Genomic DNA, 22,176 nt, shown 5'->3' with positions numbered 1-22,176 from the left:
CCGCGCTGATGCCAAGGTCAGGGACACATTCTGTTACGTCGTGGGCGATAGCATGGCGAGCATGGCGACCGACTCCGCTCCCCGCGTTGCGGCGCCCGCAGACCGGGCCAGGGCAGCGGCGCTGCTGGTCAATCCGATAACGCTGTGGATCGGGTTTCTGCTCGTGCACCTCATCGTCGGCTACCTGGCGTTGATGGCGCCGGGTGCGCGCCTCGGAGACGTGACCACGGTCTACCGCCCGTGGGCGCTGCAGGCGCAGGGCGGCTTCGTCATGGGCGTCGACGCCCCGTGGGTGTACCCGATCGTCGCGATAGTGCCGATCATGATCCCCCTCGTCTTCGGCGCGCAGAACTACGTGGGCTCGTGGCTCACCCTCGTGCTGCTTCTGAACGCCGCGGCCTTCGCGGTGTTGGTCTTCGGTCGGCATCGCCGCAATGCGATGGCCGCGTGGTGGTGGCTCGCCTTCACCCTGCTGCTCGGCCCGATAGCCCTCTCGCGTCTCGACACGCTGTCGGTGCCGATCGTGATGGTCGGCCTGCTCTGGCTGGGGCTGCGCCCGCGTCTGGCAACGGTATTGCTCACCATCGCCACCTGGATCAAGGTCTGGCCGGCGGCGGTGCTTGCCAGCCTGGTCATCGCCTCTCACCATCGGTGGCGCGTCGTGACCGCGGCCGTGGCCACGAGCGCCGTCTTCACGGTGTTGGCGCTGACCTTCGGGGCGGGGCCGAACGTGTTCAGCTTCGTCACGGCCCAGGGCGACCGCGGACTGCAGGTGGAGGCGCCGGTGAGCCTGATCTGGATGTGGGAGTCCATCGGGGGCCGGCAGGGCAGCTACGTCTATTACAACGAGCCGCTGAACACCTTCGAGGTCACCGGTGATGGCATCAACACGGCCATTGCCCTCATGAGCCCGCTGCAGGCCGTCGCGGTCGTGGCGATCATGCTCATCGGCATCCGCGCTGCACGGCGCCAGCAGGCCATGACGCGCGTGCTGCCGCCTCTCGCGCTCGCCCTCGTGACGGCGCTGATTGCCTTCAACAAGGTGGGCTCACCGCAATACATGGTGTGGCTCGCGGCGCCGATCGTACTCGGCCTTGCCTACCAGGGTCGGGCGTTTCGCACCCCAGCGATCCTCGTTGCCGTCATGGCCGCGCTGACGCAGGCGTTCTACCCCTACCTCTACGATGCCATTCTGATGCTGAACCCGGCCATGGTGTTCGTGCTCACGGTGCGCAATGTGCTGTTCTTCGTGCTGCTCGGCTGGGCCGTCTGGGCGCTGTGGCGTGCGCCGACGCTGCGACGCGACGACGAGCTCACCCCCGAGAAGGCATCCGTCTGGCCGTTTGCCATCGCTGCTCAATTCACCGCTGTTCGATCCAAGCCTGCGCGCTCTCGCGCCGTACGGCACCACGAAAGGGAGTAAGTCATGCTCGTTGCGTTTTCCGTCGCCCCATCGGGCGCTGACAATCCGGATGCCTCCGTGCACGACGCGGTGGCCGCCGCCGTCGAGATCGTGCGGGCATCCGGACTGCCCAATCACACCGACTCGATGTTCACGACCATCGAGGGGGAGTGGGACGAGGTCTTCGACGTGATCCGTCGAGCCACGGATGCCGTCGGCGCGTTCGGACCGCGGGTCTCGCTCGTGCTCAAGGCAGACATCCGCCCCGGCCACAGCGGTGAGCTCACGAGCAAGGTGCAGCGTCTCGAGACCGCGCTTGAGGCCCGTCGCGAGAGTTAAGAGATTCGTAATCGAATCGATTCGATTTTGCGGCGAGATCCGATTATCGTAGGGGAGTGACTTTTCCTGCCGATGCGGGTGACACGCCCGCGTCGAGCCGGTCGTCAGCCGCCGCCTCCAACCAAGGCCAGATCCCGACCCCGGCTCTGAGCGCCGCGCGCGTGCGCCTGGCGCTGCTGGCGCTCGCCCTCGGCGGCTTCGGCATCGGCGCCACCGAGTTCGTGGCCATGGGGCTGCTGCCCAACCTTGCCGCCGACATGCTGCCCCGGCTGTACGCCGCGGCTCCCGCTGACGCGAACGCGCAGGCAGGATGGGCGATCTCGGCATACGCGCTGGGGGTCGTCGTCGGCGCACCGACGATTGCCGCGATGGCCGCGCGACTGCCGCGCAAAAAGCTGCTCCTGTGGCTGCTGGTGGCGTTCACGGTCGGCACGGTCTTCTCGGCGCTGGCCCCGAACTTTGGCGTGCTGCTTCTCGCGCGTTTTCTCAGTGGGCTGCCTCACGGCGCCTATTTCGGCATCGCCTCGCTCGTCGCGGCCTCTCTCATGGGGCCGGGCAGGCGGGCCCAGGGGGTGGCCCTGGTGCTCTCCGGCCTCACCATCGCCAATGTCATCGGTGTTCCGCTCATCACCTGGCTCGGCCAGGTGCAGGGATGGCGCATCGCTTATTTCGTGGTCGCGTCGATCTTCGCACTCACCTTCGTGGCCGTTGCGGCTCTGGTGCCGTGGCAGCGGGGAAACCCGCAGTCAACGATGCGCAATGAATTGCGTGCATTCCGTCGGCTGCAGGTCTGGATGGCCTTAGGCATCGGCGCCATCGGCTTCGGCGGCTTCTTCGCCGTCTACACCTATGTCGCGCCGATCGTCACCGATGTGACGGGGCTCGGTGCGGCGATGGTTCCGGTGGTCCTCGTGGTCGTGGGCATCGGCATGACCATCGGCAACGTGGTCGGCGGCTGGAGTGCCGACCGCAACCTGCGGCTGACCCTCGTCGGCTTCTTCATCACCCTCCTCATCGGGCTGGTGGGGCTCGCGCTCACCGCGCATACCGTCGTGGGCCTGTTCGCCTTCCTCATCGTGATAGCGGCGGCGTGCTCGGCGCTCTCGCCGGCCATCCAGACGCGGCTCATGGATGTGGCGCACGACAGCCAGTCGATCGCCGCGGCACTCAATCACTCGGCCCTCAACATCGCCAACGCCTCGGGTGCGTTCCTGGGCGGTCTTACCATCTCCGCGGGATTCGGCTACCTTTCGCCGGTGTGGGTCGGTGGTGCACTCAGCGTCGCCGGAATCGTGCTGACTCTGGTCACCTTCTCCATCGACCGCCGCCGTCGGCGCCAGATCCTGCAGGGCACCCGGCCGGAAACCCTGTCGGTGCCCGCGGTATAAGCCGCATCCGTCGTGTGTCCGCCTGCGGGCGGCATCGAGCGGATGCCTGCGGCTCAGTCGCCCTGCAGCAGGATGCCGTCCTGAATGGCCCGCTTACGCAGGGCCACCTTGGTTCCGACGTCGTAGCCGGCTACGCGGTACTTCTCGCGGATGCGCTTGAGGTAGCTCTTGGCGGTCTCGTCGGAGATGCCCAGTTGGAAGGCCACCGACTTCACCGGCTCGCCGGCGCCGTACAGCGCCATCACCCGGCGCTCCTGGGCGCTGAGCTTCGGCGAGCCGCCGACCTCACCGGCATTGAGCGCGAGGTCGAGCTCGCTGGAGATGAATGATTCGCCCTTGTTTGCGGCGCGAATCGCCTCGACGATCATCTCGGCGTCTTCGCTCTTCACCAGGTAGCCGAGGGCGCCGGCGGCGAGTGCCTCACGCACCACGGCCGGTTCCGAGTACGTGCTCATGAGCACCGTGTTCACGCCCGTCGTCTTCAGGGTGGAGATCTTGAGGGAGATGGGCAGGTTGTCTTTGAGGTCGAGGTCGAGCAGCACGACGTCGACGGGAAATTCCGGATGCGTCAGCAACTCCGGCCAGGTCGTGACGGCGGCGACCATGCTGATGTCATCCGCGGCACTGCGGATCCATTCAGTCAATGCTCCGAGGAGCATTTTATGGTCGTCGACGATGGCGATGCGGATAGGGTTGGCGGCGTTGTTCACGGACTGCCCTTCGTCGTATTCACATTCGGCGCCAATGGCTCCGATTCGTAGTCGGCGGGGTTGTCGACTTCACATTCGATCTCTATGAGCAGAACCGAGTCTCGAATAGATTCCTCGTACCTGCCGACTTTTCTTATAGCTTGCCACGTCGCGGGGTCCACCCCCCTTCGCGGCACACCGGTTGCGGATATCGAAATCGGCACCCTCACCGACGCATGGGAGCTGTGCGGCAGCTGCCGTTCGCGTGCACTCACGACGATGTTCACGCACTGCCCCGGCCGTGGCGGGTCGCTCAACAACAGCCAGACCGCGGCAAGCAGGCCATCCCGCTGCTCGGAGTCGAGTAGGCCGGCCAGACCGTCGGAGTCGCTCACGGTCACGGCCGGGCCGAGAAAGGCGGATTCCGAGACGGCGTGGTGCAACCAGGTCTCGCGCCTGCCCTCGATCAGGTGCAACCGCAATTCCGTTGCCAGCGAGGCGGCGACCGATGCGGTCTCGGGTCTCAACGGCAGCGCCGCACGGCCGGTTGCCACCTCATCCAGCAGCCGTTCGGCATCCAGATCGAGTCGCGCGAGTTCTTCGGATGCGAGCATCCCCAGGGTGAATCCGGGGGAGGAGACGGTGCTTTGCACCTGCGCGCGGTCGAGCTCCAGCTGCGCCGCGATGCCGAGCGAGCGCACGAAGAAAACCGCGAGGATGGACGGGGCAACGGCAATACCGATCATGAGATAAGCCAGCGCGAGTTGCTGCGGGTTGTCGAGACCGTGCAGGGCGAAGGCAATGGCGATCGCCGCCCCGAGCAGGCTCGCAGCCACCGCGATAGTGCGCGCCTGGGCGTGCGTGACGACCTGCAGAAGGCCGGCGCCGACGGCCATGGCCGCTGCCGGCGCCGCGGCGGAACTGCCTCTCGCCCAGCAGCCGATCAGGTCGAGCGTGGTGGCGGCGGCCCACATCGAGATGACCGTGGGAAGAGCCCAGGCCGGAAGCTGGCTGGCGCGTCGGTTGTTCGTGGCATAGACGATGACCATGCCGGCGATAAGAAGTGCCCACGCGGCGATGCTGTACGGAAGCCGTGGATACGAATCCGTGTGCAGCAGAAAACTGACGAACTGGTACAGAACCAGAACGCTCGCGGCAAGACCGAATCCGAAGCCGAGGCGGCGCAGGCGCCCGGCGGTCTGACGGCGGCTGATGTCGGAGGCGATGGTCACTTCGGTACCTCCAGCACCACTGTCGTTCCCGATCCCGGTGATGAGAAGAGCCGGGCGTTCCCGCCGACATCGCGAAGCCGTGCCACGATCGACTCCGTGAATCCCAGCCGTTCGTCGTCGATGGAGTCCAGCGTGAAGCCGATGCCGGCATCCGTCACCATGGCCCGCACGGTGGTGTCGTCGTCGGTGATGGTCACGTGCGCCTCGTTGACGCGGGCGTGCCTGCGTACATTCTCGAGGCATTCGGCAAGGGCGAGGAGAAAGGCGTCAAGAATTTCGCTGGGCAGCAGAACCTGCCCGGTGCCATGCCAGTTGACCTCGAGGCCGAGACGTTCGAAGCGCGCCTTGACCGAGCGCAGCGTGTTGCCCAGGGTCGACTCCTCCACGGGCTGAAGCTTGTAATCCCCGGAGGAGGATGGTGTGGGTGTGTACCCGAGACGCAATTGGCGCAGCAGGGCAGCATCCTCGGCAGCCTGTTCGCGCAGGGCATTCGCGCTGACACCGACGCCGGAATGGGCGAGCAGCGTCAACGTCGCGAGCACCGTGTCGTGAAGAAGTCGGGCGCCCTGGCGACGACGCGCCTCTGTCTCGGTGGCGCGACGTTCCGCGTTGTATGCACGGCTCGCGCTCTCGATGCGTTTGAGGGTTTGCGTGACCGTGCGCCCCAGCCACACGCCACAGATGCCGCAGACCAGCCACCCCGCGATAGTTAGGGCAACGGGTTCGGGTGGAAAGCTTTTCGTCTCCAACTGCGTGACGACGAGCGAAAATGTTGACGCCGCGAAGAGCAGCGCTGCGACGCCGTAGTAGCGCGGGCTCGCGAGAAGCACGATAGAGACGGATGCGACGCAGCCGCCCGAGACGACGGCCATGGCACCAAAGACCGCAACATTTGTGCCCTGGGGCGAGAGGATCGGAAGCAGCACCACGACAACGCCAAGCACTCCGATTACGAGAGCCAGAGACACCGTGTGCCCCCGCGGCAGCAGCCATAGTGCGAGCGCGATGCCAAGCAGGCACGCCACGGAAATGAGGTAGAGCTCGAGCGGCAGCGATTCGGGCAGGCTCAGGCAGAGCACCGCGGCGAGTACCGCCATGAGGCCGACATTGCGGGCCGTCTGCGCGAGAAGGCGGTCACGCTCCTTGAGGATGCGCGGCATGGGCCCCCTTCGACAGTCACTTACTCCAGCAGACGGCTCAGTTCTCGCCCGACCAATTCGTTCTCGATCAGGAAGCCATCATGCCCGAACCCTGACTCTATTACCACCGCCGAGGAACCGTCGATATTGCCGCGCAACTGAGCCGCAATGGCAACCTGGCCCTCGACGGGGAACAACCGGTCGCTATCGATGCCCACGATGAGGGCGCGGGCGGTGGCGCGGCCGAGCGCCGCCTCGACGCCGCCGCGGTCACGACCGATGTCGTGCGAGTTCATGGCCTGAACGAGCGTGATGTAGCTGTTGGCGTCGAAGCGACGCGTGAACTTGTTGCCGTGAAAGTCGAGATACGACTCCACGGCGAAGCGACCGCCGCGCCCAAGCGGGCTGATCTCGCTCTGCCAACTGCGCGCAAATCGTTCGTTGAGTTCGGCAGGGCTGCGATAGTTCACCAGGGCCATTCGACGGGCCAGGGCGAGCCCGCGGTGCGGACCGTCGCCATCCTCGGCCTCGTAGTACTGGCCGGCGCGAAAAAGCGGATCCGTTTGAATCGCCTCGATCTGCAGCGAGTTGAGGGCGATCTGGTCTGCGGTGGTTAGCGGAGGAGCCGCGATGATGGCGACCCGTTCCACCCGCTCCGGATACGAGACGGCCCATTCCAGCGCATGCATGCCGCCCATGGAGCCGCCGATTACTGCCGCCCAGCGCTCGATGCCGAGCGCATCCGCCAGCAACGCGTGGGCGCGCACCTGGTCGCGGATGGTCGTGAAGGGAAAACGTGCCCCCCACTCGGAGCCGTCGGGAGCGAGTGAGGCGGGCCCGGTTGTTCCCTGGCACCCCCCGAGCATGTTCGGAACTATCACGAACCAGCGGTCGGTGTCGACGGCAAGGCCAGGGCCGACGATGCCGTTCCACCAGCCGGGGGTCGGATGCCCTGCCCCGGCTGCGCCGAGCACATGACTGTCTCCGGTCAGGGCGTGCAGCACCAGCAGGGCATTGTCTTTGGCCAGGGAGAGTTCACCGAAGGTCTCGTAGGCGACGCGGGCGTACTGCAACGAGCCGCCGCCCTCGAAGTCGAAGGCGCCGAGCCCCACGAACTGGCGCCCTCCGACCGGGTCGGACTCGCGCCACGCGCCGCTCACGGGCGGTTTGCCCAGCAGAGAACGCACCTGCGAGTCCGTGATGAAACTCGAGGGCGCAGTGTCTGCGGATGTCTGCCAATCCATACGTCAATACTGCCTGTAGTGGAGGGCTGCCCTCGACATGTTACGGGGGCGCCCTGGGCCTAGCGGGGGTCCCAGCGGAACCAGCGGATGCCCACGAAGGCGAACACGATGATGTACGCGACACAGGCCACGAGCGAGTATGTGTCCTGGCTGCCCCACGGCGGCGTGATCATGGCGTCGGCGAAGAGCGTCATCAGAGCACCGACGGGGGACCAATCCGCAATGGTTTTGAGGGTGTCGCCGAGCAGACCGGTTCCGCCGAGCAGCCCGAGCAGCAGCAACAGGGGAAACAGGATGCGGCAGATGGCGTTGACGGCGCCCGTCGAGTTCACCAGGCCGACGATGGCTTGTCCGATCGCCAGAAAGACGGCGGCACCGAGGATCGCGACGGCAAAGACCAACAGGTACTGCCCGACGTTCAGGCTCAGGCCGTGCAGGATGACGCCGACGATGACGACAATGACGGCCATGACCAGGTTGGCGATCAACTGGATGATGAGCCGGCTGGTGATGATCATCCAACTCGGTGCAGGAGTCACGCGCAGTCTCTGCAGAACGCCGGCGTGGCGATCCTGGGCCATGCTGACGGCGTAGCCCAGCAGGCTCGGGGTGATCAGCCCGATGGTCAGGGCAAGGCCGATGGTCAGCTCGGGGCCGCCGAGGGCCGCAGTCTTCTTCGCGGTCAATCCCGTGGTGATGACAATGATGACCGGAAGAATGATGCCCACAAAGCCGGATGCCCTGTTGCGAAGCAGAACGATGCCGTCCGCACGAAGAAGTGACCCCAGTGCCAGGCCCAGCGTTCTCCGGCCGACAGGCGTGGGTGGCGAAGCCGTTGCCTCAGTCACGAATCTCACTTCCCGTCAGTCCGATGAACACGTCTTCCAGGGTGACCGCGCCGTGCGCAGCCTTGAGAACTCGCGGATCGTCTTTGTGTTTGTCTATCAATCCGGCCGGGGTTCCGATGGTGAGCACAGCGCCGTGATCGATGATCGCGACGCGATCGCAGACCGCCTGTGCCTCCTCCATCGAGTGCGTGGTCAGCAGGATGCTGCGCCCCGCGTCGCGCAATTGCTCGATGCGGTGCCACAGCGCGCGACGCGACTGTGGATCCAGCCCCGCCGTCGGCTCGTCCAGCAGCAACAGCAGCGGGTCGTGGATGCTGGCGATGAACAGGGCGAGTCGCTGCTGTTGCCCCCCGGAGAGCTGTTTGAAGCGTTTGCCGAGCTCGGTCTCGAGTCCGATGGTGCGCATGCTCTCGCGAATCTGATCGCTCGAGAGTCGCACACCATAGAGTCCCGCATACAGTCCGGCGATCTGCTGGATCGTCAATTCCGACTGGAAGCTGGAGGATTGCAGTTGCACGCCCATCCGGGCCTTCGCGGCCAACGGATGCCGTGCCGTGTCGATTCCGTCTATCAGCGATCGCCCTGACTGCGGTGTCACCAAGCCCTCGACGGCGCTGAGCGTGCTCGTCTTGCCGGCGCCGTTGGGGCCGAGCAGGCCGAAGATCTCGCCGCGCTCGATCTGAAAACTCACGCCGTTGACAGCGAGGTGATCGCCATAGGACACCCGCAGATCGTCGACCTTCAGCATGGGTGGTGCCGCTTGGCTCGCGTCGCTCATCGAGACTTCTCCGCTCTGGGCGGTCGCACCCGCTGCAGTGCTGGGGGCCGTCACGCTGAGTCTAAACGCCCGTCGCGCGAACCCATCACCTCCGCCCCGGCGAGATCCAAAACGACGGAAAAATCATCGAATCCGGCCAATTTGCTGTTGCGCGGGAGCGTATGACTGCAAAAGTCCGTCGTTGTGGAATGCCAGCCGGGGGCAGGGGGCAGGGGGCAGGGGGCAGAGGCGGGACGGGCGGGGCGACAGAGGGGGCGGATGCGCACGCATCCGCCCCCTCTGTTGTTCTGTTGCTAGGCGCGCGCGGCCTGCACGGTCGCCCGGGCCGCGGCGAGGCCGGCCTCCAGGTCGGCCTTGAGGTCGTCGATGTTCTCCAGACCGATGGACAGGCGCACCAGACCGGGCGTGACGCCGGCCGTGAGCTGCTGCTCGGGGGAGAGCTGCGAGTGCGTCGTGGAGGCCGGGTGGATCACGAGGCTGCGCACGTCACCGATGTTGGCCAGGTGGCTGAACAGGGTGAGGTTGTCGACCAGCGAGCGGCCGGCATCCACCCCGCCCTTGAGCTCAAAGGAGAGCACAGCGCCGACGCCCTTGGGGGCGTACTTGTTAGCCAGCGCGTACCACGGGCTCGACGGCAGGCCTGCGTAGGAGACGCTCGCGACATCGTCGTGGCTCTCGAGCCACTCCGCGATCTCCTGCGCGTTCTGCACGTGGCGTTCGATGCGCAGCGACAGGGTCTCGATGCCCTGGATGAGCTGCCACGAGCTGGCCGGGGCGATGGCCGAGCCCAGGTCGCGCAGCAACTGCACACGGGCCTTGATGATGTAGGCCAGGCCGTCGCCGACCGCGGCCGTATAGCTGGCGCCGTGGTACGAGGGGTCGGGCAGCGTGAGGCCGGGGAACTTCTCGACGTTCTTCGACCACTCGAACTTTCCGCCGTCGACAATCACGCCGGCGATCACGGTGCCGTGGCCGCCGAGGAACTTCGTCGCGGCGTGCACGACGATGTCGGCGCCATGCTCGAGCGGGCGGATCAGGTACGGCGTGGCGATCGTGTTGTCCACGATGAGCGGAATGCCGTGTGAGTGCGCGATATCGGCAACCGTCTCGATGTCGAGCACGTTGATCTTCGGGTTGCCGATGGTCTCGGCGAAGAGCAGCTTCGTGTTCGGGCGGATGGCCGCGGCCCACTCATCGGCGCTGTCCTGGTCCTCGATGAACGTGGTCTCGATGCCCAGCTTGGCCAGCGTGTACTTGAACAGATTGTATGTGCCGCCGTAGACGGCAGCCGAGGAGACGATGTGGTCGCCGGCCTGGGCGATGTTCAGCACCGAGAACGTCGTTGCGGACATGCCGGAGGAGAGCACGAGACCACCGGTGCCGCCCTCGAGCGCCGCGACGCGGTCCTCCACGACGGCCGTCGTCGGGTTCTGGATGCGCGTGTAGATGTTGCCGAATTCGGCCAGCGCAAAGAGGTTCTGCGCGTGCTCGGCACTGTTGAACACGTAGGAGGTGGTCTGGTAGATCGGCGTCGCCCGGGAGTTGGTGGTCGGGTCCGGTGCGGCCCCGGTGTGAATCTGCTTGGTTTCGAACTTCCACGAAGCTGCGTCGGTCATGGATTCTCTCCTGGTTTTTTCTCGATGCGTCTCGGCGCGCGGGTATGGGCGCCTCAGACCGACAGTAGGCACTTGCGGCCGCCGAGGCAATACTCGCGCAATATGACGTAACCACCCACGAGCGCGCTGAAACCATGCGAAGAAACGAAATAATGGGGGGATGGCACACGAAAACACGTCCACCACTCGGCGCGCGGTAGTGACGGGCGCGAGCTCGGGAATCGGGGCCGCGACCACTCGACTGCTACGTCGGCATGGCTGGGACGTCGTGGCCGTGGCCCGGCGCGCAGAAAAGCTGGAGGCGCTCGCGAAAGAGACCGGGGCATCCGTCTTCGTCGCCGATCTCACCAGCCAGGAGCAGGTGGATGCGTTGCGCGATCATCTGGCGGCGACCGGCCCCATACACGCGGTGGTCAATAACGCCGGCGGTGCGCACGGGCTCGACAGCGTCGAGGCCTCCTCGGTCGACGACTGGCGCTGGATGTACGAGATCAATGTTCTTGCCGTCAAACGCGTGGTGAGTGCGCTGCTCCCGCTGCTGCGGGAGGCAGCATCCGCGGATGCCGCTCATGCCGACATCGTGAACGTCACCTCCACCGCCGGCCTCACCGCCTACCCGGGAGGCGGCGGCTACAACGCGGCCAAGTTCGCGGCGCACGCACTCACCGAGGTGCTGCGGCTGGAACTGAACGGCGAGCCGATCCGCGTGATGGAGGTTGCGCCGGGCATGGTGGCCACTGAGGAGTTCTCGCTGGTGCGGTTCGGCGGCGACAGGCAGCGGGCGGATGCCGTCTATGACGGCGTGCAGAACCCGTTGACGGCCGAGGACGTGGCCGAGACGATCGTGGGCGCGCTCGAGCGCCCCGCACACGTTGACCTCGATCTCATCGTGGTCAAGCCCGTGGCCCAGGCCGCCTCATACCGCCTGCACAAGGGCCCGCTCGCCGTCAAGTGAGGTCGGGAGCCGCGTCTACGTCGGCGAAGGCGAGTTTCGGCACGAAGAACAGCAGCACCGCGGCCACGAGTGCGCCAACGCCGCAGATGATCCAGACCGTCATGTAGCCGACGAGGCTCGCGGCGGTGGTCGTGACGGCGAGCGCGCCCGAGGCCAGAACCACCCCGAAGACGGCCGAGGCAAACGAGCCTCCCACCGTCTTGGTCGTGTTCGTGAGTGCGGCGGCAATGCCGGTTTGTCCCCGCGGGGCGGCCGCGGCGGCTGCGGCGGGCAGCGCACCGACGAGGGCGCCCGATCCGATGCCCGCGATGGCCATATTGACGAACACCTGCCACGTCTCCAGATGGAACGGGATGAAGAGCAGGTAGCCGGCCGCGACCAGGAATGAGGCGATGATGAGCGCCACCCGCGGGCTCGCCCGTCGCGAGACGAGCGGGAACAGCAGCGCGCCGACGATCATCGAGATCAGGTACGCACCGATCAGCGTCGAGATGCTCGAGGCATCCAGTCCCAGCCCGTAACCAGTGGAGCGGCTGGTACCCGCATAGGTGCTCAGCGGCGCCTGCGCCCCCAGCAGGCTGATGCCGATGAGCCCCGCGGTGAGCTGAACCGGCCACATGGATGGCTGGCGCAGCACCCGCAGATCGATGGCCGGATCATCCTGCTTCAGCTCATACCGGCCGAACGGGATGAGCATGAGGAGCCCCGCCACGATGAGCGCCCACACGAACCAGGCACCGGGACCGTTCAACCGCAGGAAGGTGAGCCCCGATGTGATGAGCAGCAGAGCGAGCGTGAGAATCACGAAGCCCACGAGATCGAGGCGACGCCCCGGCAGCGGTTCCGACTCGGGCACTCCGAACAGAATCGCGAAGAATACGAGCGTGACGGCGATCGCTGGCAGCATCATCGTGAGCGTCACGTTGTGACCGAGCGCACCGAACAGCCGCCCGCTGCTGAGCGCGCCGATGATCGCCCCCGCCTCCAGCGCCACCACGAGCAGCCCGGCCGCGCGGCGGGTGCGGGAGGCTCCCATCTTCGTGCGTCTCCCGCGCTCGAAGATCAGCGCCACCTCCAGCGGCAGCCACACCACGTAGAAGCCCTGCAAGGCCCAGGCGATGAGAAAGGTGGTGAAATCGCCGGCGATCGTCAGCCACCAACTCGCCGCGGCAGTGAACACCGTGGAGACGAGCAGGATGCGCTTGTGTCCGTACATGTCGCCGAGCTTTGCCATGACCGGAACCACCAGCGCGGAGAGCAGCAGCTGTGCCGCCTCGAACCAGTTGAAGTCGGCGTCGTGGATGCCGAGATGCTTCACCAGATCGGGAATGAGCGGCACGTAGTACCCCTGCAGGATGCCGCTGGTGATCTCCACCAGGAACAGCCAGCCGATCAGGCCCGCGGTGATGCCTATCGCGCCGCGTGCGCCCGAGGCCACGCCCGTCTTCGTTGACGTCATGCTCGGATCGTACAACGGGCTGAGCTCGTAAGGAGCACTAATTCCCCTCCCGCGCGCGCCCCTCGGGCGAGTACGTTAACGTGCATGGCCTTCGACGTTGACGACTCCGGAATAGACACCATTGCGGAGAGTGACCGAGAGGTTCTCGGATGGCTGGAGTTCGGCGAGGCGGCCAGGCATCTCGCATCCGCCGTTCTCGAAAGCGGCTACGAACCGGATGTCGTTCTCGCCATCGCACGCGGCGGCCTGCTGCTGGCCGGGGCGATGTCGTACGCCCTGGGGGTCAAGAGCTGCGGCGCCGTGAACGTCGAGTTCTACACCGGCATCGACGAGCGGCTGCCGGAACCCGTGCTGCTTCCGCCGCTCCTGGAGGAGGCGGCGCTGCACTCGAAACGGGTGCTGCTCGTCGACGATGTTGCCGACTCCGGCCGCACCCTTGCCATGGTCGTCGAGCTGGTGCGCGCCGGTGGGGCCGAGGTGCGCACGGTATGTCTCTACGGCAAGCCGCAGAGCGTGATCGAACCCGACTTCACCTGGCGCAAGACGTCGCAGTGGATTACCTTTCCCTGGTCGGCGCTGCCGCCCGTGCAGACCAGGCTCGACGCCTAGCGCCGCGCGATGCCGAAATCCCTTGCCGAACTCGCGGCCGACGGATCGATGGATGCCGGGTGGGCGCGCGCACTCGCTCCGGTGGAGGCGCGCATCCATGAGATGGGGGAATTCCTGCGTGCCGAGACGGCCGCAGGGCACGGATACCTTCCCGCCGGCGCGAACGTGTTGCGGGCCTTCGGCTACCCGCTCGAGGCCGTGCGCGTACTGATCGTCGGGCAGGATCCGTACCCGACGCCGGGGCACGCGATAGGACTGTCGTTCGCTGTCGAGAGGCATGTGCGGCCGGTGCCGCGCAGTCTCGCGAATATGTACACCGAGCTGCGCAGCGATCTCGGGGTCGAGACCCCTGTGCACGGGGACCTCACCGGATGGGCCGAGCACGGTGTCATGCTCCTGAACAGGGTGCTCACGGTGCGGCCCGGCGCCCCGGCCTCGCACCGGGGCAAGGGCTGGGAGGCCGTGACCGAGCACGCGATCCGCACCCTCGTCGAGCGGGACGGCCCTCTCGTGGCCATTCTGTGGGGGCGGGATGCGGGCACGCTGAAGCCGCTGCTGGGTGCGACGCCGATCATCGAGTCCGCGCATCCGAGCCCGCTGTCTGCCAGCAGGGGGTTCTTCGGCTCGCGCCCATACAGCAGGGCGAACGCACTGCTGGCCGACCAGGGCGCCCCGCCGGTCGACTGGTCGCTGCCTCCCGCGTCGTAAAGCGCGTTCAGCGGATGCTCGGCACGCGTAGAATTCGACGGTGCTGAATAAGACGGTGCTGAATAAGACGGTGCTGAAAGTGAACCGCGGTGCTTGAAGAGGAATACCAGCCCCGGCGCGAGCTGCCGCGCGAGCTGCGCAAGCCGCCGGCCGAGGAGCCGCAGTTCGACTACGCCATTCGTGAGGCGGCGGCGGGCGACCTGCCCGACATCCGCGAGATCTACAACCACTACGTGGCCAACAGCACCGTGACCTTTGACGAGGATGCGATGACGCTGCGCGAGTGGAGATCCAAGTTCGCCTACCTGGCCAAGCTGAACATGCCGTTCATCGTGGCAGTCTCGCCGCGTGGCCACATTCTGGGATATGCCCTTGTCTCGCCGTGGAAGCAGAAGAAGGCCTACCGCTACACGGTGGAGAACTCGATCTACCTCGGCGCGGCCGCGACCGGCAAGGGCCTGGGCTCGGTGCTCATGGCGGAGCTGATCGAGCGATCCAAGGCGGCGGGGCTCAAGGAGATGATCGCGGTGATTGCCGACCGCGGTGCCGAGGCCTCGATTGCGATGCACGAACGCTTCGGCTTCGTCGAGATCGGGCGCATGGGCCGGGTTGGCTTCAAGTTCGATCGCTGGCTCGGCACCATCCTGATGCAGCGCTCCCTGAAGTAGCCCCCACGTCGTCTCACGATGATTCGGGCGGGCCGCGGCGTAGCGGCTAGCTCTTCGGGGTGGCCCTGCGCAGAATGAAGAAACCCGCGACGGCCGCGATGACCGTGATCACCAGGCTCCACGCCACCACGCCAGCCGGTCCAACCGTCGCGAACCAGTCGCCCACGGCACCCCAGCTGTGCGTGAGGCCGATCAGGGCCATCGCCCCGATGAGCAGGATCGCCGTGACGGCACCGGCCACCAGCATCCCGTTGATCTTCCAGCGAACATAGATCGTGGCGCTCGCCGTGCCCACGAAGAAGAAGAACAGGAACATGGCGAAGAGCGTGAAGACACGCAGCAGCGGATTCTGGTTGTCGAAGTAGATGGCCGTGAAGAAATGACCGCCGAGACCCCAGCCGCCGGTCCACTGCTCGATGTAGGTGAGCAGGGCGAAGCCGATGCTCAGTGCCGCAGAAAGAATAATCCACGTGAGCGCCGTGCCCAGGTAGTAGTCCCGTCTGGTCACACTGAATCCCAGCGCGAACGAGAACGTCACGTTGATGGCCTGGATGGCCACCACCATCATGTAGATGAAGATGAAGAACGTCGATCCCGACCATTGGGTGCCCTCGAGCGCGTCGGACTTGTCATTGGCGCTCGCCGACTGAGCGATGAGCAGCCAGATCGCGTAGTTCATCAGGAAGACGGCGCCGAGAACCACCCACGGCAGGGCGATGGTGTTCCATTTGTTGGTCAGCTGCAGCCGCACCACCCGCCAGACGCGGGCGGCCGGCGTGCTGTGCGGGGCATCCGCGGTGAATGGTCGTGTTTCGGTGATGGTGGTCATGCTTTTTCCTCGAATTCCTTGCTCGAGACCTGGGTCATGTGCACGATGAGCTGTTGCAGCGACACGGGGGAGAGCTCCAGCCCCGCAGCGACCGCGGCACGGCGCTCGTCGGCATCGAGGCGGCCGACGGTAACGGATGCCAGCCCTCCGATCGCCTCGCGATGAATGACCTCGCGAGAGGCCACGAACTCGTCAACGGCCGCAGCCTTGCCCACGACTGAGGTGGCCGAGCCGCGCAGCTCCTCCGCTTCCTCGTCGAGAATGATGCGCCCCTCGTCGATGACGATGACGTGCTCGAGCATGTTGGCCACCTCATCGATCAGGTGCGTCGAAAGGACCACGGTGCGCGGATGCTCGGCGTAGTCGGCAAGAAGGCGGTCGTAGAAGATCTGCCGGGCAACGGCATCCAGCCCCAGGTAGGGCTCGTCGAAGAAGGTGAGTGGCGCCCGTGAGGCGAGGCCGACTATCACGCCGACGGCGGAGAGCTGGCCGCGGGAGAGCTTCTTGATGCGGCGATTCAGCGGCAGCCGAAAATCCTTGACGAGCTGCTCAGCGAACTCAGCGTCCCAGTTCTCGAAGAACCAGGGGGCACTGGCGAAGACGTGCTTCGGCTTGAAGTCGTCGGGGTACTTCTGGCTCTCCTTGATGAAGCAGATGTGCTGCAGCACCCGGGCGTTCTCGGTCGGCTTGTCGCCGAAGACGCTCACTTCGCCGTGCGTGATGAAGTCCTGGCCGGTGAGCAGCTGCATGATGGTGGTCTTGCCGGCGCCGTTGCGGCCCAGCAGCCCGTGGATCATGTTCGGCTGCAGGCTGAAGCTGATGTCGTCGAGGGCGGTGAAGCTGCCGAATTGTTTGGTGAGCCCGCGCACGGCGACGGCGGGAGTGCTTGTGGTGATGGTCATGCGCTGATGTCCTTTCGAATCATGTCGGTCAATTGCTCCGCGGTGATTCCGAGCTTTGCCGCCTCGGTGAGGAGGGGCTGCAGGAATTCGTGGCGGAAGCTTTCGCTGCGTTTGGCGATGAGGCGCTCGCGGGCGCCCTCGGCGACGAACATGCCGATGCCTCGTTTCTTGTAGAGGATTCCGTCGTCCACGAGCAGATTCACGCCCTTGCCGGCCGTCGCCGGGTTGATGCGGTGAAACGCCGCGAACTCGTTGGTGGAAGGCACTTGGGTCTCAGCCGGGTAGGTGCCGCCGATGATGTCGTTCTCGATCTGCTCCGCAATCTGAACGAAGATCGGCTTGCCCTCTTCGATCATGGTTGCCTCTTTCGTGTGCGGTTCGGTTGCGCACCTCGGAAGGTGCGTCGGTTAGTTACTTATGTAACTAACCAATCATGTTGGCCCCCGGATGTCAAGTAGCCTCAAAGAATGGCTGAACTCCATGACTTGAGCGCCCACGAACAATGGCTGGCGCTGCAGCGCGGTGAGATCGATCCCGTCCAACTCACCGAGCACTATCTCGCCCGCATCGAGCGGCTGAACCCCGAGTTTGGCGCCTTCGTGACGGTGACACCGGATGCTGCGCGCGAGCGTGCGCGCACCGTGCGGCGCGACGTGGCGAAGACCGCGCCGCTGTGGGGGCTGCCGTTCGGGGACAAAGACCTGTGGCTCCGCGCCGGAGTACACGCCGGCTTCGGGTCACGCCTGTTCGCCGACTTCGTGCCCGACACCTCCGACGAGATCGTCGAGACGCTCGACGCCGCCGGGGGAGTGAGCCTGGGCAAGACCAACACCCCCGAGTTCGGCCTGCCCGCGTACACCGAGAGCCTCGCGGCGCCACCGGCGCGCAACCCGTGGGATGTGACGCGGGGCTCCGGCGGGTCCAGCGGCGGGGCTGCGACGGCCGTCGCATCCGGAATGCTGCCGTTCGCTCCGGGCAGCGACGGCGGTGGATCCATACGTATTCCCGCAGCGGCATGTGGGCTTGTCGGCCTGAAGCCGTCGCGCGGGCTGGTTCCCGGGGGCAGCGGCATTGCCGCGCTCGCGGGGCTTCCGGTCGCGGGCCCGCTCGCGCGCACGGTGGCGGATGCCGCGCTACTGCTCGACGGCATGATCGCGCGGGTGGGCGGTCGCATCGACCACCACTACACGCTGCGGGCGCCGGGCGACGGCGCTCCGTTGCTCGCGGCGGCGGTGCGCGGGGAGGGCCGATACCAGCTCGGCGTGATGACCACTTCCGCGTGGGACGATGCTTACGACATCCGCATCGCACCCGAGGCGCGGGCCGCCCTGGACGAGGCCGTCTCGGCGTTCACTGCCATGGGACACGGCATGGAAGAGACCGCGCTCGAGCCGGATGCGACGTACGCGCCGGCGTTCCGCACCATTTGGCAGGCGGGTGCGGCGAACATCCCGGCGGAGGGCGAGGCGGAGCGCCTGCTTGAGCCGCTGACGCAATGGCTCCTGCACCGCGGGCGCGAGCTGTCGGCGCGGCAGTTGGCCGAGTCGCTGGGGGCGTTGACCGCGTATGAGCGCTCGTTCATTCATCAGCTCTCACGCTTCGACGCCGTGCTCACTCCCGCGATGGCGATGACGCCGCGACCACTCGGCTTCTTCGATGCCGAGGATGGCGAGCACAACTTCGAGCAGCAGGTGCAGTACACGCCGTTCACCTCAATGGTGAATGTGAGCGGGGTGCCGGCGATCACCCTGCCGATCTCGATGACCGAGGAGGGGCTGCCCATGGGGGTTCAGTTGATCGGTCGGCCCGGCGGCGAGGCGACGCTGCTGGCGCTGGGCGCGCAGCTGGAGCGGCGGGTGCGGTGGCAGCAGCGGCATCCGTCGTGCTGGTGAGCGGCGCCGGTGGCGCTGGGCGCTGTGTCGCTGGGTGCGGCGTTGCTGGGTGTTTGGCGGGAGCATCGGCCGCTGTCTTTTAGCTGAGGTAAGGCTTGCCTATACTGAAGAAGATATGTATCAGCCAGACCATGCCGCGCACACCGGACAGACCGCGCATCACGACGACCGGGTGCAGTATCTCGTCGTCGGTGACGAGTCGTCGCTGAGCGAGTTGGAGGCCGAGCTGGCGATGCTTCCGCTGTGCGCGCGCGGTCGCGTGTTCATCGAGACCGACGGGGTGTCCGACGTCGCCCTGCTCGCCGCGCCGATGCGCATGACCATCACGTGGTTGCCCCGCGCCGCCCGCAGCGGCAGGCCTGGAACGGCATCCGCGTGTGCACCCGGTGAGGCCGTCGGCCGCGCCGTGCGTGCCTGGACGGCCGAGATGCTGTGCGATGGCCCCGGGGCGACTCGGGCGTTGCTCACGGGCGACTACCGCACGGTGTCGGCGGTCTACGACCACCTCATCGACACCGTCGGTATGGCTCCGGATGCCGTGGCCACCCCCGCTGCCTTCGGCCTGCGCACCGCCCACTAGCGCCCCGCGCTCGCCCGACCCGCATCCCGGCTTGGCCATGCCACAGCCGACCCTTCCCCGCGCGCCCCGAGCCACAACGACGGAGAAACACCTCGTTCGGGCACGAAACAGCTCCTTTGCTACCCAGAGGGCCACAATCTCCGTCGTTTTGGTTCGGACAGGAGAGGCGGAGGGGCGGGCGAGCGGACAGGCGGGGCTAGTCGGCGGGGAGGCCGACGAGTTGGGCCGAGAGGCGCCAGAGGTCGCGGCCGAGCTGAGCATCGTGCGCCTGCGCGACCACACGGCCGTTGGCGCTCAGGCGATCGAAGTAGGTTCCGCTCGGGGCGCCGACGGGGGCGGATGCCGCCAGCGCCACCAGTGGCGCGGCACCCTCCGCGGCCGAAATGCCGTAACGCCCGGCCGTGAGCGCGTTCGCCGCGCGCATCGCCGCGATGCCCATGCCGAAGCTCGTGGCCACGATGCCGGGGTGTACCGAATATGCCGAGACGCCTGTGCCCGTCATCCGCTCCGCGAGTTCGCGGATGAACAGGATCGTCGCGAGCTTCGAGGTTCCGTACGCGCGCCATCCGCCCAGCCAGGCTCGCTTCGCCCAGTTGAGATCGTCGAGTCGCAGATGGCCGAACCGGTTCGCCATGCTCGCCGTCGAAACCACGCGCACCGGCGCATCCGTCGCCGTGGCCGACTCGATCAACCGCGGCAGCAGCAGATTCGTCAGCAGAAACGGCGCCAGGTGATTCGCCTGAATGATGCGCTCGTTACCGTCTACCGTGAGGGCGCGCCTCGGCACGATGCCGCCAGCATTGTTGGCCAGCACGTCAATGCGCTCGTAGCGCGCCAGCAGTGCTGCGGCGAGTGCGTGCACATCGTCGAGGTGGTCGTAGTCGGCGAGGAACGCCGTGCCGTTCACGCGATCGGCGACGGCCCGCGTGCGCTCCGCGTTGCGACCGACGACGGCGACATCCGCCCCCTCATCGGCCAGCCGCGCGGCGGCGATGGCGCCGATTCCCGAGCTCGCACCGGTGATCACGATGGTGCGTCGTGCGCCGCTCACAGGTATCCGCCCTTCTCGAGGCCCGCCTCGATCTCATACCGATTCTTCAGCGGATTACGCCCGGCCACAAAATACAGCAGCGGAAAGATCATGCCGTAGCGCTGCCACTGTCGCTTGTGCACGGCCTCGTGCTCAAGCACATCGTCGCTGACGTTCTGCGCGGTCAGGTAGCAGGCGCCCACACAGGATCCGCCACGACCGAACGCCCAGCTGGGCATGCCGCGAAACACGAAGAGGCCGGCCCGGCGCTCGACGCGACCGGTACTCCAGATGAATCCCCACGTCAGACCGACAAGCGTGGCATACAGGTACCCCGCCCGGCTGAGCGGGGAGTCGAACACGAGCTGGGTGAGCGCGCGCGTCGAGTCCCTCAGAACCCCACGGATCACGGAGTGGGCCGACCATAGCTTTCGAGCAGCCGCAGCCACACTTCGCTGAGCGTCGGATACGACGGCACCGCGTGCCACAACCGGTCGATCGTCACCTCGCCGACGATAGCGATGGTCGCCGAGTGCAACAGCTCACCGACATCCGTCCCCACGAAGGTCACGCCGAGCAACACGTGCCGATCCTCGTCGACCACCATGCGCGCCTGGCCCACATAGCCGTCGGCGTTGATGCTGGCGCCCGCCACGTTGCTGATCGCATAGTCGACAACACGGGTGCGATAGCCGGCCTTCTCGGCCTGCGCCGCCGTGAGACCCACGGATGCGACCTCCGGGTCGGTGAACGTCACCTGCGGCACCGACTGGTGGTCGGCCGTTGCGGTGCACGCCGACCACGGATCGCCCGAGACCCGCACTCCCTTGGCGCGTGCGGCTATCGCGTCCCCGGCGATGCGGGCCTGGTATTTGCCCTGATGGGTGAGCAGCGCACGATGGTTCACGTCTCCGACGGCATAGAGCCAGTCGCCTTCGAGCGCGCTGTTGTCCGCGCCATGCACGAGCATGCTGTCGTCGACGTGCAGCCACTCATTGGCGGCCAACCCGATGTTTTCGAGGCCCAGATCGCCGGTCTGGGGCACCCGACCCGTTGCCACCAGCACCTCTTCGGTGACGAGTTCCTCACCGTCACTGAGGGTGAGGGCCACGGTCTGGCCGGGCGTGCGATGCACCTCGGTGGGAGAGACCCCCAGATGCAGGTGCACGCCAAGCTTCTCGAGGGAGTCGGCGACGAGCTCTCCCGCGAACGGCTCGTTGTTGGCCAGCAGGGCGCCGCGGGCGATCAGGTGCACGACGGTGCCGAAGCCCGCGTACGCGGTTGCCATCTCCGCCGCGACCACCCCGCCGCCGATGATGGCCAGCGTCGTCGGAACGCCCTTCACGCTCGTGGCGTCGCGGCTGGTCCAGGGCTGCGCGTCGGCGAGGCCCGGGATGTCGGGCAGGAGCGAGGCGGAACCGGTGCACACCGAGACGGCGTGTTTCGCGGTCAGCACCGTGACCGAGCCGTCGGCGCCGGTCACGGTGACCTCCCGTGGGGCCGTGATTCTGGCATGGCCACGCACGAGATCGATGCCCGCGCCGTTCAGCCACTCGACCTGCCCGTCGTCCTTCCAGTTACTGGTCATCGTGTCGCGCCGCTTGAGCACTGCGGCCACGTCCAGCTCACCGGTGACGGCCTCGCGCGCGCCCCCGACCTTCTCGGCTGCGCGCAACAGGGCCGCACTGCGCAACAGGGCCTTCGACGGCATGCAGGCCCAGTACGAGCACTCGCCACCGACGAGTTCGCTCTCCACGATGACCGTGCGCATTCCGCCCTGCACCGCGCGGTCGGCCACGTTCTCGCCGACGGCGCCTGCGCCTATAACTATCACGTCATATTCGGATGCCGTCATCATCGCTCCCACGG

At 66.6% G+C, this 22,176-nt stretch carries 23 protein-coding genes; 9 read left to right on the top strand and 14 right to left on the bottom strand.

What is annotated here, in order from left to right; translation table 11 throughout:
• The first annotated feature begins 61 nt into the window (after positions 1 to 61).
• The 3 genes from ASC63_RS00220 (at position 62) to ASC63_RS00210 (ending at position 3,129) form a co-directional block, all read left to right on the top strand.
• Entirely contained in the window at positions 62 to 1,423 is a 1,362-nt protein-coding gene (locus tag ASC63_RS00220; protein WP_082487624.1) for a glycosyltransferase family 87 protein, read from the top strand.
• 3 nt (positions 1,424 to 1,426) lie between these two features.
• Complete coding sequence (locus tag ASC63_RS00215; protein ID WP_055808627.1) at positions 1,427 to 1,741, top strand: thiamine-binding protein; 315 nt, start codon at positions 1,427 to 1,429, stop codon at positions 1,739 to 1,741.
• 131 nt (positions 1,742 to 1,872) lie between these two features.
• A complete protein-coding gene (locus ASC63_RS00210) occupies positions 1,873 to 3,129 on the top strand; it encodes an MFS transporter (RefSeq protein WP_055814517.1) in 1,257 nt (418 codons plus the stop codon).
• Positions 3,130 to 3,182: 53 nt separating this feature from the next.
• On the opposite strand, the gene ASC63_RS00205 is transcribed toward ASC63_RS00210, so the two are convergent.
• The 7 genes from ASC63_RS00205 to ASC63_RS00175 form a co-directional block, all read right to left on the bottom strand.
• A complete protein-coding gene (locus ASC63_RS00205) occupies positions 3,183 to 3,839 on the bottom strand; it encodes a response regulator transcription factor (protein WP_268765124.1) in 657 nt (218 codons plus the stop codon).
• On the bottom strand, positions 3,836 to 5,050 hold the full coding sequence (locus ASC63_RS00200) for a hypothetical protein (protein ID WP_055808625.1): 1,215 nt from the start codon (positions 5,048 to 5,050) through the stop codon (positions 3,836 to 3,838). Before ASC63_RS00200 ends, ASC63_RS00205 begins: the two co-directional genes overlap by 4 nt.
• Entirely contained in the window at positions 5,047 to 6,210 is a 1,164-nt protein-coding gene (locus ASC63_RS00195; protein ID WP_055808623.1) for a sensor histidine kinase, read from the bottom strand. The genes ASC63_RS00200 and ASC63_RS00195 overlap by 4 nt, the downstream gene beginning before the upstream one ends.
• A 20-nt stretch (positions 6,211 to 6,230) precedes the next feature.
• Positions 6,231 to 7,433: a homoserine O-acetyltransferase MetX gene (metX, locus tag ASC63_RS00190; RefSeq protein WP_055808621.1), complete on the bottom strand. Its 1,203-nt coding sequence runs from the start codon at positions 7,431 to 7,433 to the stop codon at positions 6,231 to 6,233.
• 59 nt (positions 7,434 to 7,492) lie between these two features.
• Positions 7,493 to 8,281 (bottom strand): ABC transporter permease, encoded by a 789-nt coding sequence (locus ASC63_RS00185; protein ID WP_055808619.1) that lies wholly within the window; start codon positions 8,279 to 8,281, stop codon positions 7,493 to 7,495.
• The gene (locus ASC63_RS00180) at positions 8,274 to 9,113 is read right to left on the bottom strand and encodes an ABC transporter ATP-binding protein (protein WP_162242858.1); all 840 of its coding nucleotides are present in this window, start codon (positions 9,111 to 9,113) and stop codon (positions 8,274 to 8,276) included. Before ASC63_RS00180 ends, ASC63_RS00185 begins: the two co-directional genes overlap by 8 nt.
• A 239-nt stretch (positions 9,114 to 9,352) precedes the next feature.
• A complete protein-coding gene (locus ASC63_RS00175) occupies positions 9,353 to 10,675 on the bottom strand; it encodes a bifunctional o-acetylhomoserine/o-acetylserine sulfhydrylase (RefSeq protein ID WP_055808615.1) in 1,323 nt (440 codons plus the stop codon).
• A gap of 160 nt (positions 10,676 to 10,835) precedes the next feature.
• Between ASC63_RS00175 and ASC63_RS00170 the strand changes: the two genes are divergently transcribed.
• Entirely contained in the window at positions 10,836 to 11,630 is a 795-nt protein-coding gene (locus ASC63_RS00170; protein WP_055808614.1) for an SDR family oxidoreductase, read from the top strand.
• Here the strand turns inward: ASC63_RS00170 and ASC63_RS00165 are convergent.
• The gene (locus ASC63_RS00165) at positions 11,623 to 13,089 is read right to left on the bottom strand and encodes an MFS transporter (protein WP_055814512.1); all 1,467 of its coding nucleotides are present in this window, start codon (positions 13,087 to 13,089) and stop codon (positions 11,623 to 11,625) included. The two genes, ASC63_RS00170 and ASC63_RS00165, sit on opposite strands and share 8 nt — an antisense overlap.
• An 84-nt stretch (positions 13,090 to 13,173) precedes the next feature.
• On the opposite strand from ASC63_RS00165, the gene ASC63_RS00160 reads away from it, so the two are divergent.
• From ASC63_RS00160 to ASC63_RS00150, 3 genes are all read left to right on the top strand, one after another.
• A complete protein-coding gene (locus ASC63_RS00160) occupies positions 13,174 to 13,698 on the top strand; it encodes a phosphoribosyltransferase (protein ID WP_055808612.1) in 525 nt (174 codons plus the stop codon).
• A gap of 9 nt (positions 13,699 to 13,707) precedes the next feature.
• The gene (locus ASC63_RS00155) at positions 13,708 to 14,406 is read left to right on the top strand and encodes a uracil-DNA glycosylase (RefSeq protein WP_055808610.1); all 699 of its coding nucleotides are present in this window, start codon (positions 13,708 to 13,710) and stop codon (positions 14,404 to 14,406) included.
• 89 nt (positions 14,407 to 14,495) lie between these two features.
• Positions 14,496 to 15,074, top strand: a complete 579-nt coding sequence (locus tag ASC63_RS00150; protein WP_055808609.1) for a GNAT family N-acetyltransferase — start codon at positions 14,496 to 14,498, stop codon at positions 15,072 to 15,074.
• A 46-nt stretch (positions 15,075 to 15,120) separates the two neighbouring features.
• On the opposite strand, the gene ASC63_RS00145 is transcribed toward ASC63_RS00150, so the two are convergent.
• Genes ASC63_RS00145 through ASC63_RS00135 form a run of 3 tightly spaced genes read right to left on the bottom strand, consistent with a single transcriptional unit; the run spans position 15,121 to position 17,161 of the window.
• A complete protein-coding gene (locus ASC63_RS00145; RefSeq protein WP_235491679.1) occupies positions 15,121 to 15,903 on the bottom strand; it encodes a hypothetical protein in 783 nt (260 codons plus the stop codon).
• Positions 15,900 to 16,805, bottom strand: a complete 906-nt coding sequence (locus ASC63_RS00140; protein WP_055808607.1) for an ABC transporter ATP-binding protein — start codon at positions 16,803 to 16,805, stop codon at positions 15,900 to 15,902. Before ASC63_RS00140 ends, ASC63_RS00145 begins: the two co-directional genes overlap by 4 nt.
• Positions 16,802 to 17,161 carry a GntR family transcriptional regulator gene (locus tag ASC63_RS00135; protein ID WP_055808605.1) on the bottom strand — a complete coding sequence of 120 codons (360 nt, stop codon included), beginning with the start codon at positions 17,159 to 17,161 and terminating at the stop codon, positions 16,802 to 16,804. Before ASC63_RS00135 ends, ASC63_RS00140 begins: the two co-directional genes overlap by 4 nt.
• Before the next feature lie 111 nt (positions 17,162 to 17,272).
• On the opposite strand from ASC63_RS00135, the gene ASC63_RS00130 reads away from it, so the two are divergent.
• Both ASC63_RS00130 and ASC63_RS00125 read left to right on the top strand, forming a co-directional pair.
• Entirely contained in the window at positions 17,273 to 18,697 is a 1,425-nt protein-coding gene (locus tag ASC63_RS00130; protein WP_055808603.1) for an amidase, read from the top strand.
• Between the two features lie 115 nt (positions 18,698 to 18,812).
• Positions 18,813 to 19,277: an SIP domain-containing protein gene (locus ASC63_RS00125; protein WP_055808601.1), complete on the top strand. Its 465-nt coding sequence runs from the start codon at positions 18,813 to 18,815 to the stop codon at positions 19,275 to 19,277.
• Between the two features lie 196 nt (positions 19,278 to 19,473).
• Here the strand turns inward: ASC63_RS00125 and ASC63_RS00120 are convergent, their stop codons facing one another.
• From ASC63_RS00120 to ASC63_RS00110, 3 genes are read right to left on the bottom strand one after another with little or no spacing between them, the layout of a single operon-like run.
• Entirely contained in the window at positions 19,474 to 20,328 is an 855-nt protein-coding gene (locus ASC63_RS00120) for an SDR family NAD(P)-dependent oxidoreductase (protein ID WP_055808599.1), read from the bottom strand.
• Positions 20,325 to 20,717 (bottom strand): hypothetical protein, encoded by a 393-nt coding sequence (locus tag ASC63_RS00115; RefSeq protein ID WP_055808598.1) that lies wholly within the window; start codon positions 20,715 to 20,717, stop codon positions 20,325 to 20,327. Before ASC63_RS00115 ends, ASC63_RS00120 begins: the two co-directional genes overlap by 4 nt.
• A complete protein-coding gene (locus ASC63_RS00110) occupies positions 20,714 to 22,165 on the bottom strand; it encodes a dihydrolipoyl dehydrogenase family protein (RefSeq protein WP_055808596.1) in 1,452 nt (483 codons plus the stop codon). The genes ASC63_RS00115 and ASC63_RS00110 overlap by 4 nt, the downstream gene beginning before the upstream one ends.
• Positions 22,166 to 22,176 lie beyond the last annotated feature (11 nt).

Origin of the sequence: Leifsonia sp. Root112D2 (genome assembly GCF_001424905.1) — a bacterium.
Lineage (GTDB): Bacteria > Actinomycetota > Actinomycetes > Actinomycetales > Microbacteriaceae > Root112D2.
This window is presented reverse-complemented; position numbering and strand designations above follow the sequence as displayed.

Excerpts from the sequence above, each read along its gene's own strand:
- ASC63_RS00215 (WP_055808627.1), top strand. The coding sequence starts at position 1,427 with ATGCTCGTTGCGTTTTCCGTCGCCCCATCGGGCGCTGACAATCCGGAT.
- ASC63_RS00170 (WP_055808614.1), top strand. The coding sequence starts at position 10,836 with ATGGCACACGAAAACACGTCCACCACTCGGCGCGCGGTAGTGACGGGC.
- ASC63_RS00175 (WP_055808615.1), bottom strand. The coding sequence starts at position 10,675 with ATGACCGACGCAGCTTCGTGGAAGTTCGAAACCAAGCAGATTCACACC.
- ASC63_RS00155 (WP_055808610.1), top strand. The coding sequence starts at position 13,708 with ATGCCGAAATCCCTTGCCGAACTCGCGGCCGACGGATCGATGGATGCC.
- ASC63_RS00125 (WP_055808601.1), top strand. The coding sequence starts at position 18,813 with ATGTATCAGCCAGACCATGCCGCGCACACCGGACAGACCGCGCATCAC.
- ASC63_RS00135 (WP_055808605.1), bottom strand. The coding sequence starts at position 17,161 with ATGATCGAAGAGGGCAAGCCGATCTTCGTTCAGATTGCGGAGCAGATC.
- ASC63_RS00165 (WP_055814512.1), bottom strand. The coding sequence starts at position 13,089 with ATGACGTCAACGAAGACGGGCGTGGCCTCGGGCGCACGCGGCGCGATA.
- ASC63_RS00130 (WP_055808603.1), top strand. The coding sequence starts at position 17,273 with ATGGCTGAACTCCATGACTTGAGCGCCCACGAACAATGGCTGGCGCTG.
- ASC63_RS00160 (WP_055808612.1), top strand. The coding sequence starts at position 13,174 with ATGGCCTTCGACGTTGACGACTCCGGAATAGACACCATTGCGGAGAGT.
- ASC63_RS00145 (WP_235491679.1), bottom strand. The coding sequence starts at position 15,903 with ATGACCACCATCACCGAAACACGACCATTCACCGCGGATGCCCCGCAC.
- ASC63_RS00110 (WP_055808596.1), bottom strand. The coding sequence starts at position 22,165 with ATGATGACGGCATCCGAATATGACGTGATAGTTATAGGCGCAGGCGCC.
- ASC63_RS00140 (WP_055808607.1), bottom strand. The coding sequence starts at position 16,805 with ATGACCATCACCACAAGCACTCCCGCCGTCGCCGTGCGCGGGCTCACC.
- ASC63_RS00195 (WP_055808623.1), bottom strand. The coding sequence starts at position 6,210 with ATGCCGCGCATCCTCAAGGAGCGTGACCGCCTTCTCGCGCAGACGGCC.
- ASC63_RS00220 (WP_082487624.1), top strand. The coding sequence starts at position 62 with ATGGCGACCGACTCCGCTCCCCGCGTTGCGGCGCCCGCAGACCGGGCC.
- metX (WP_055808621.1), bottom strand. The coding sequence starts at position 7,433 with ATGGATTGGCAGACATCCGCAGACACTGCGCCCTCGAGTTTCATCACG.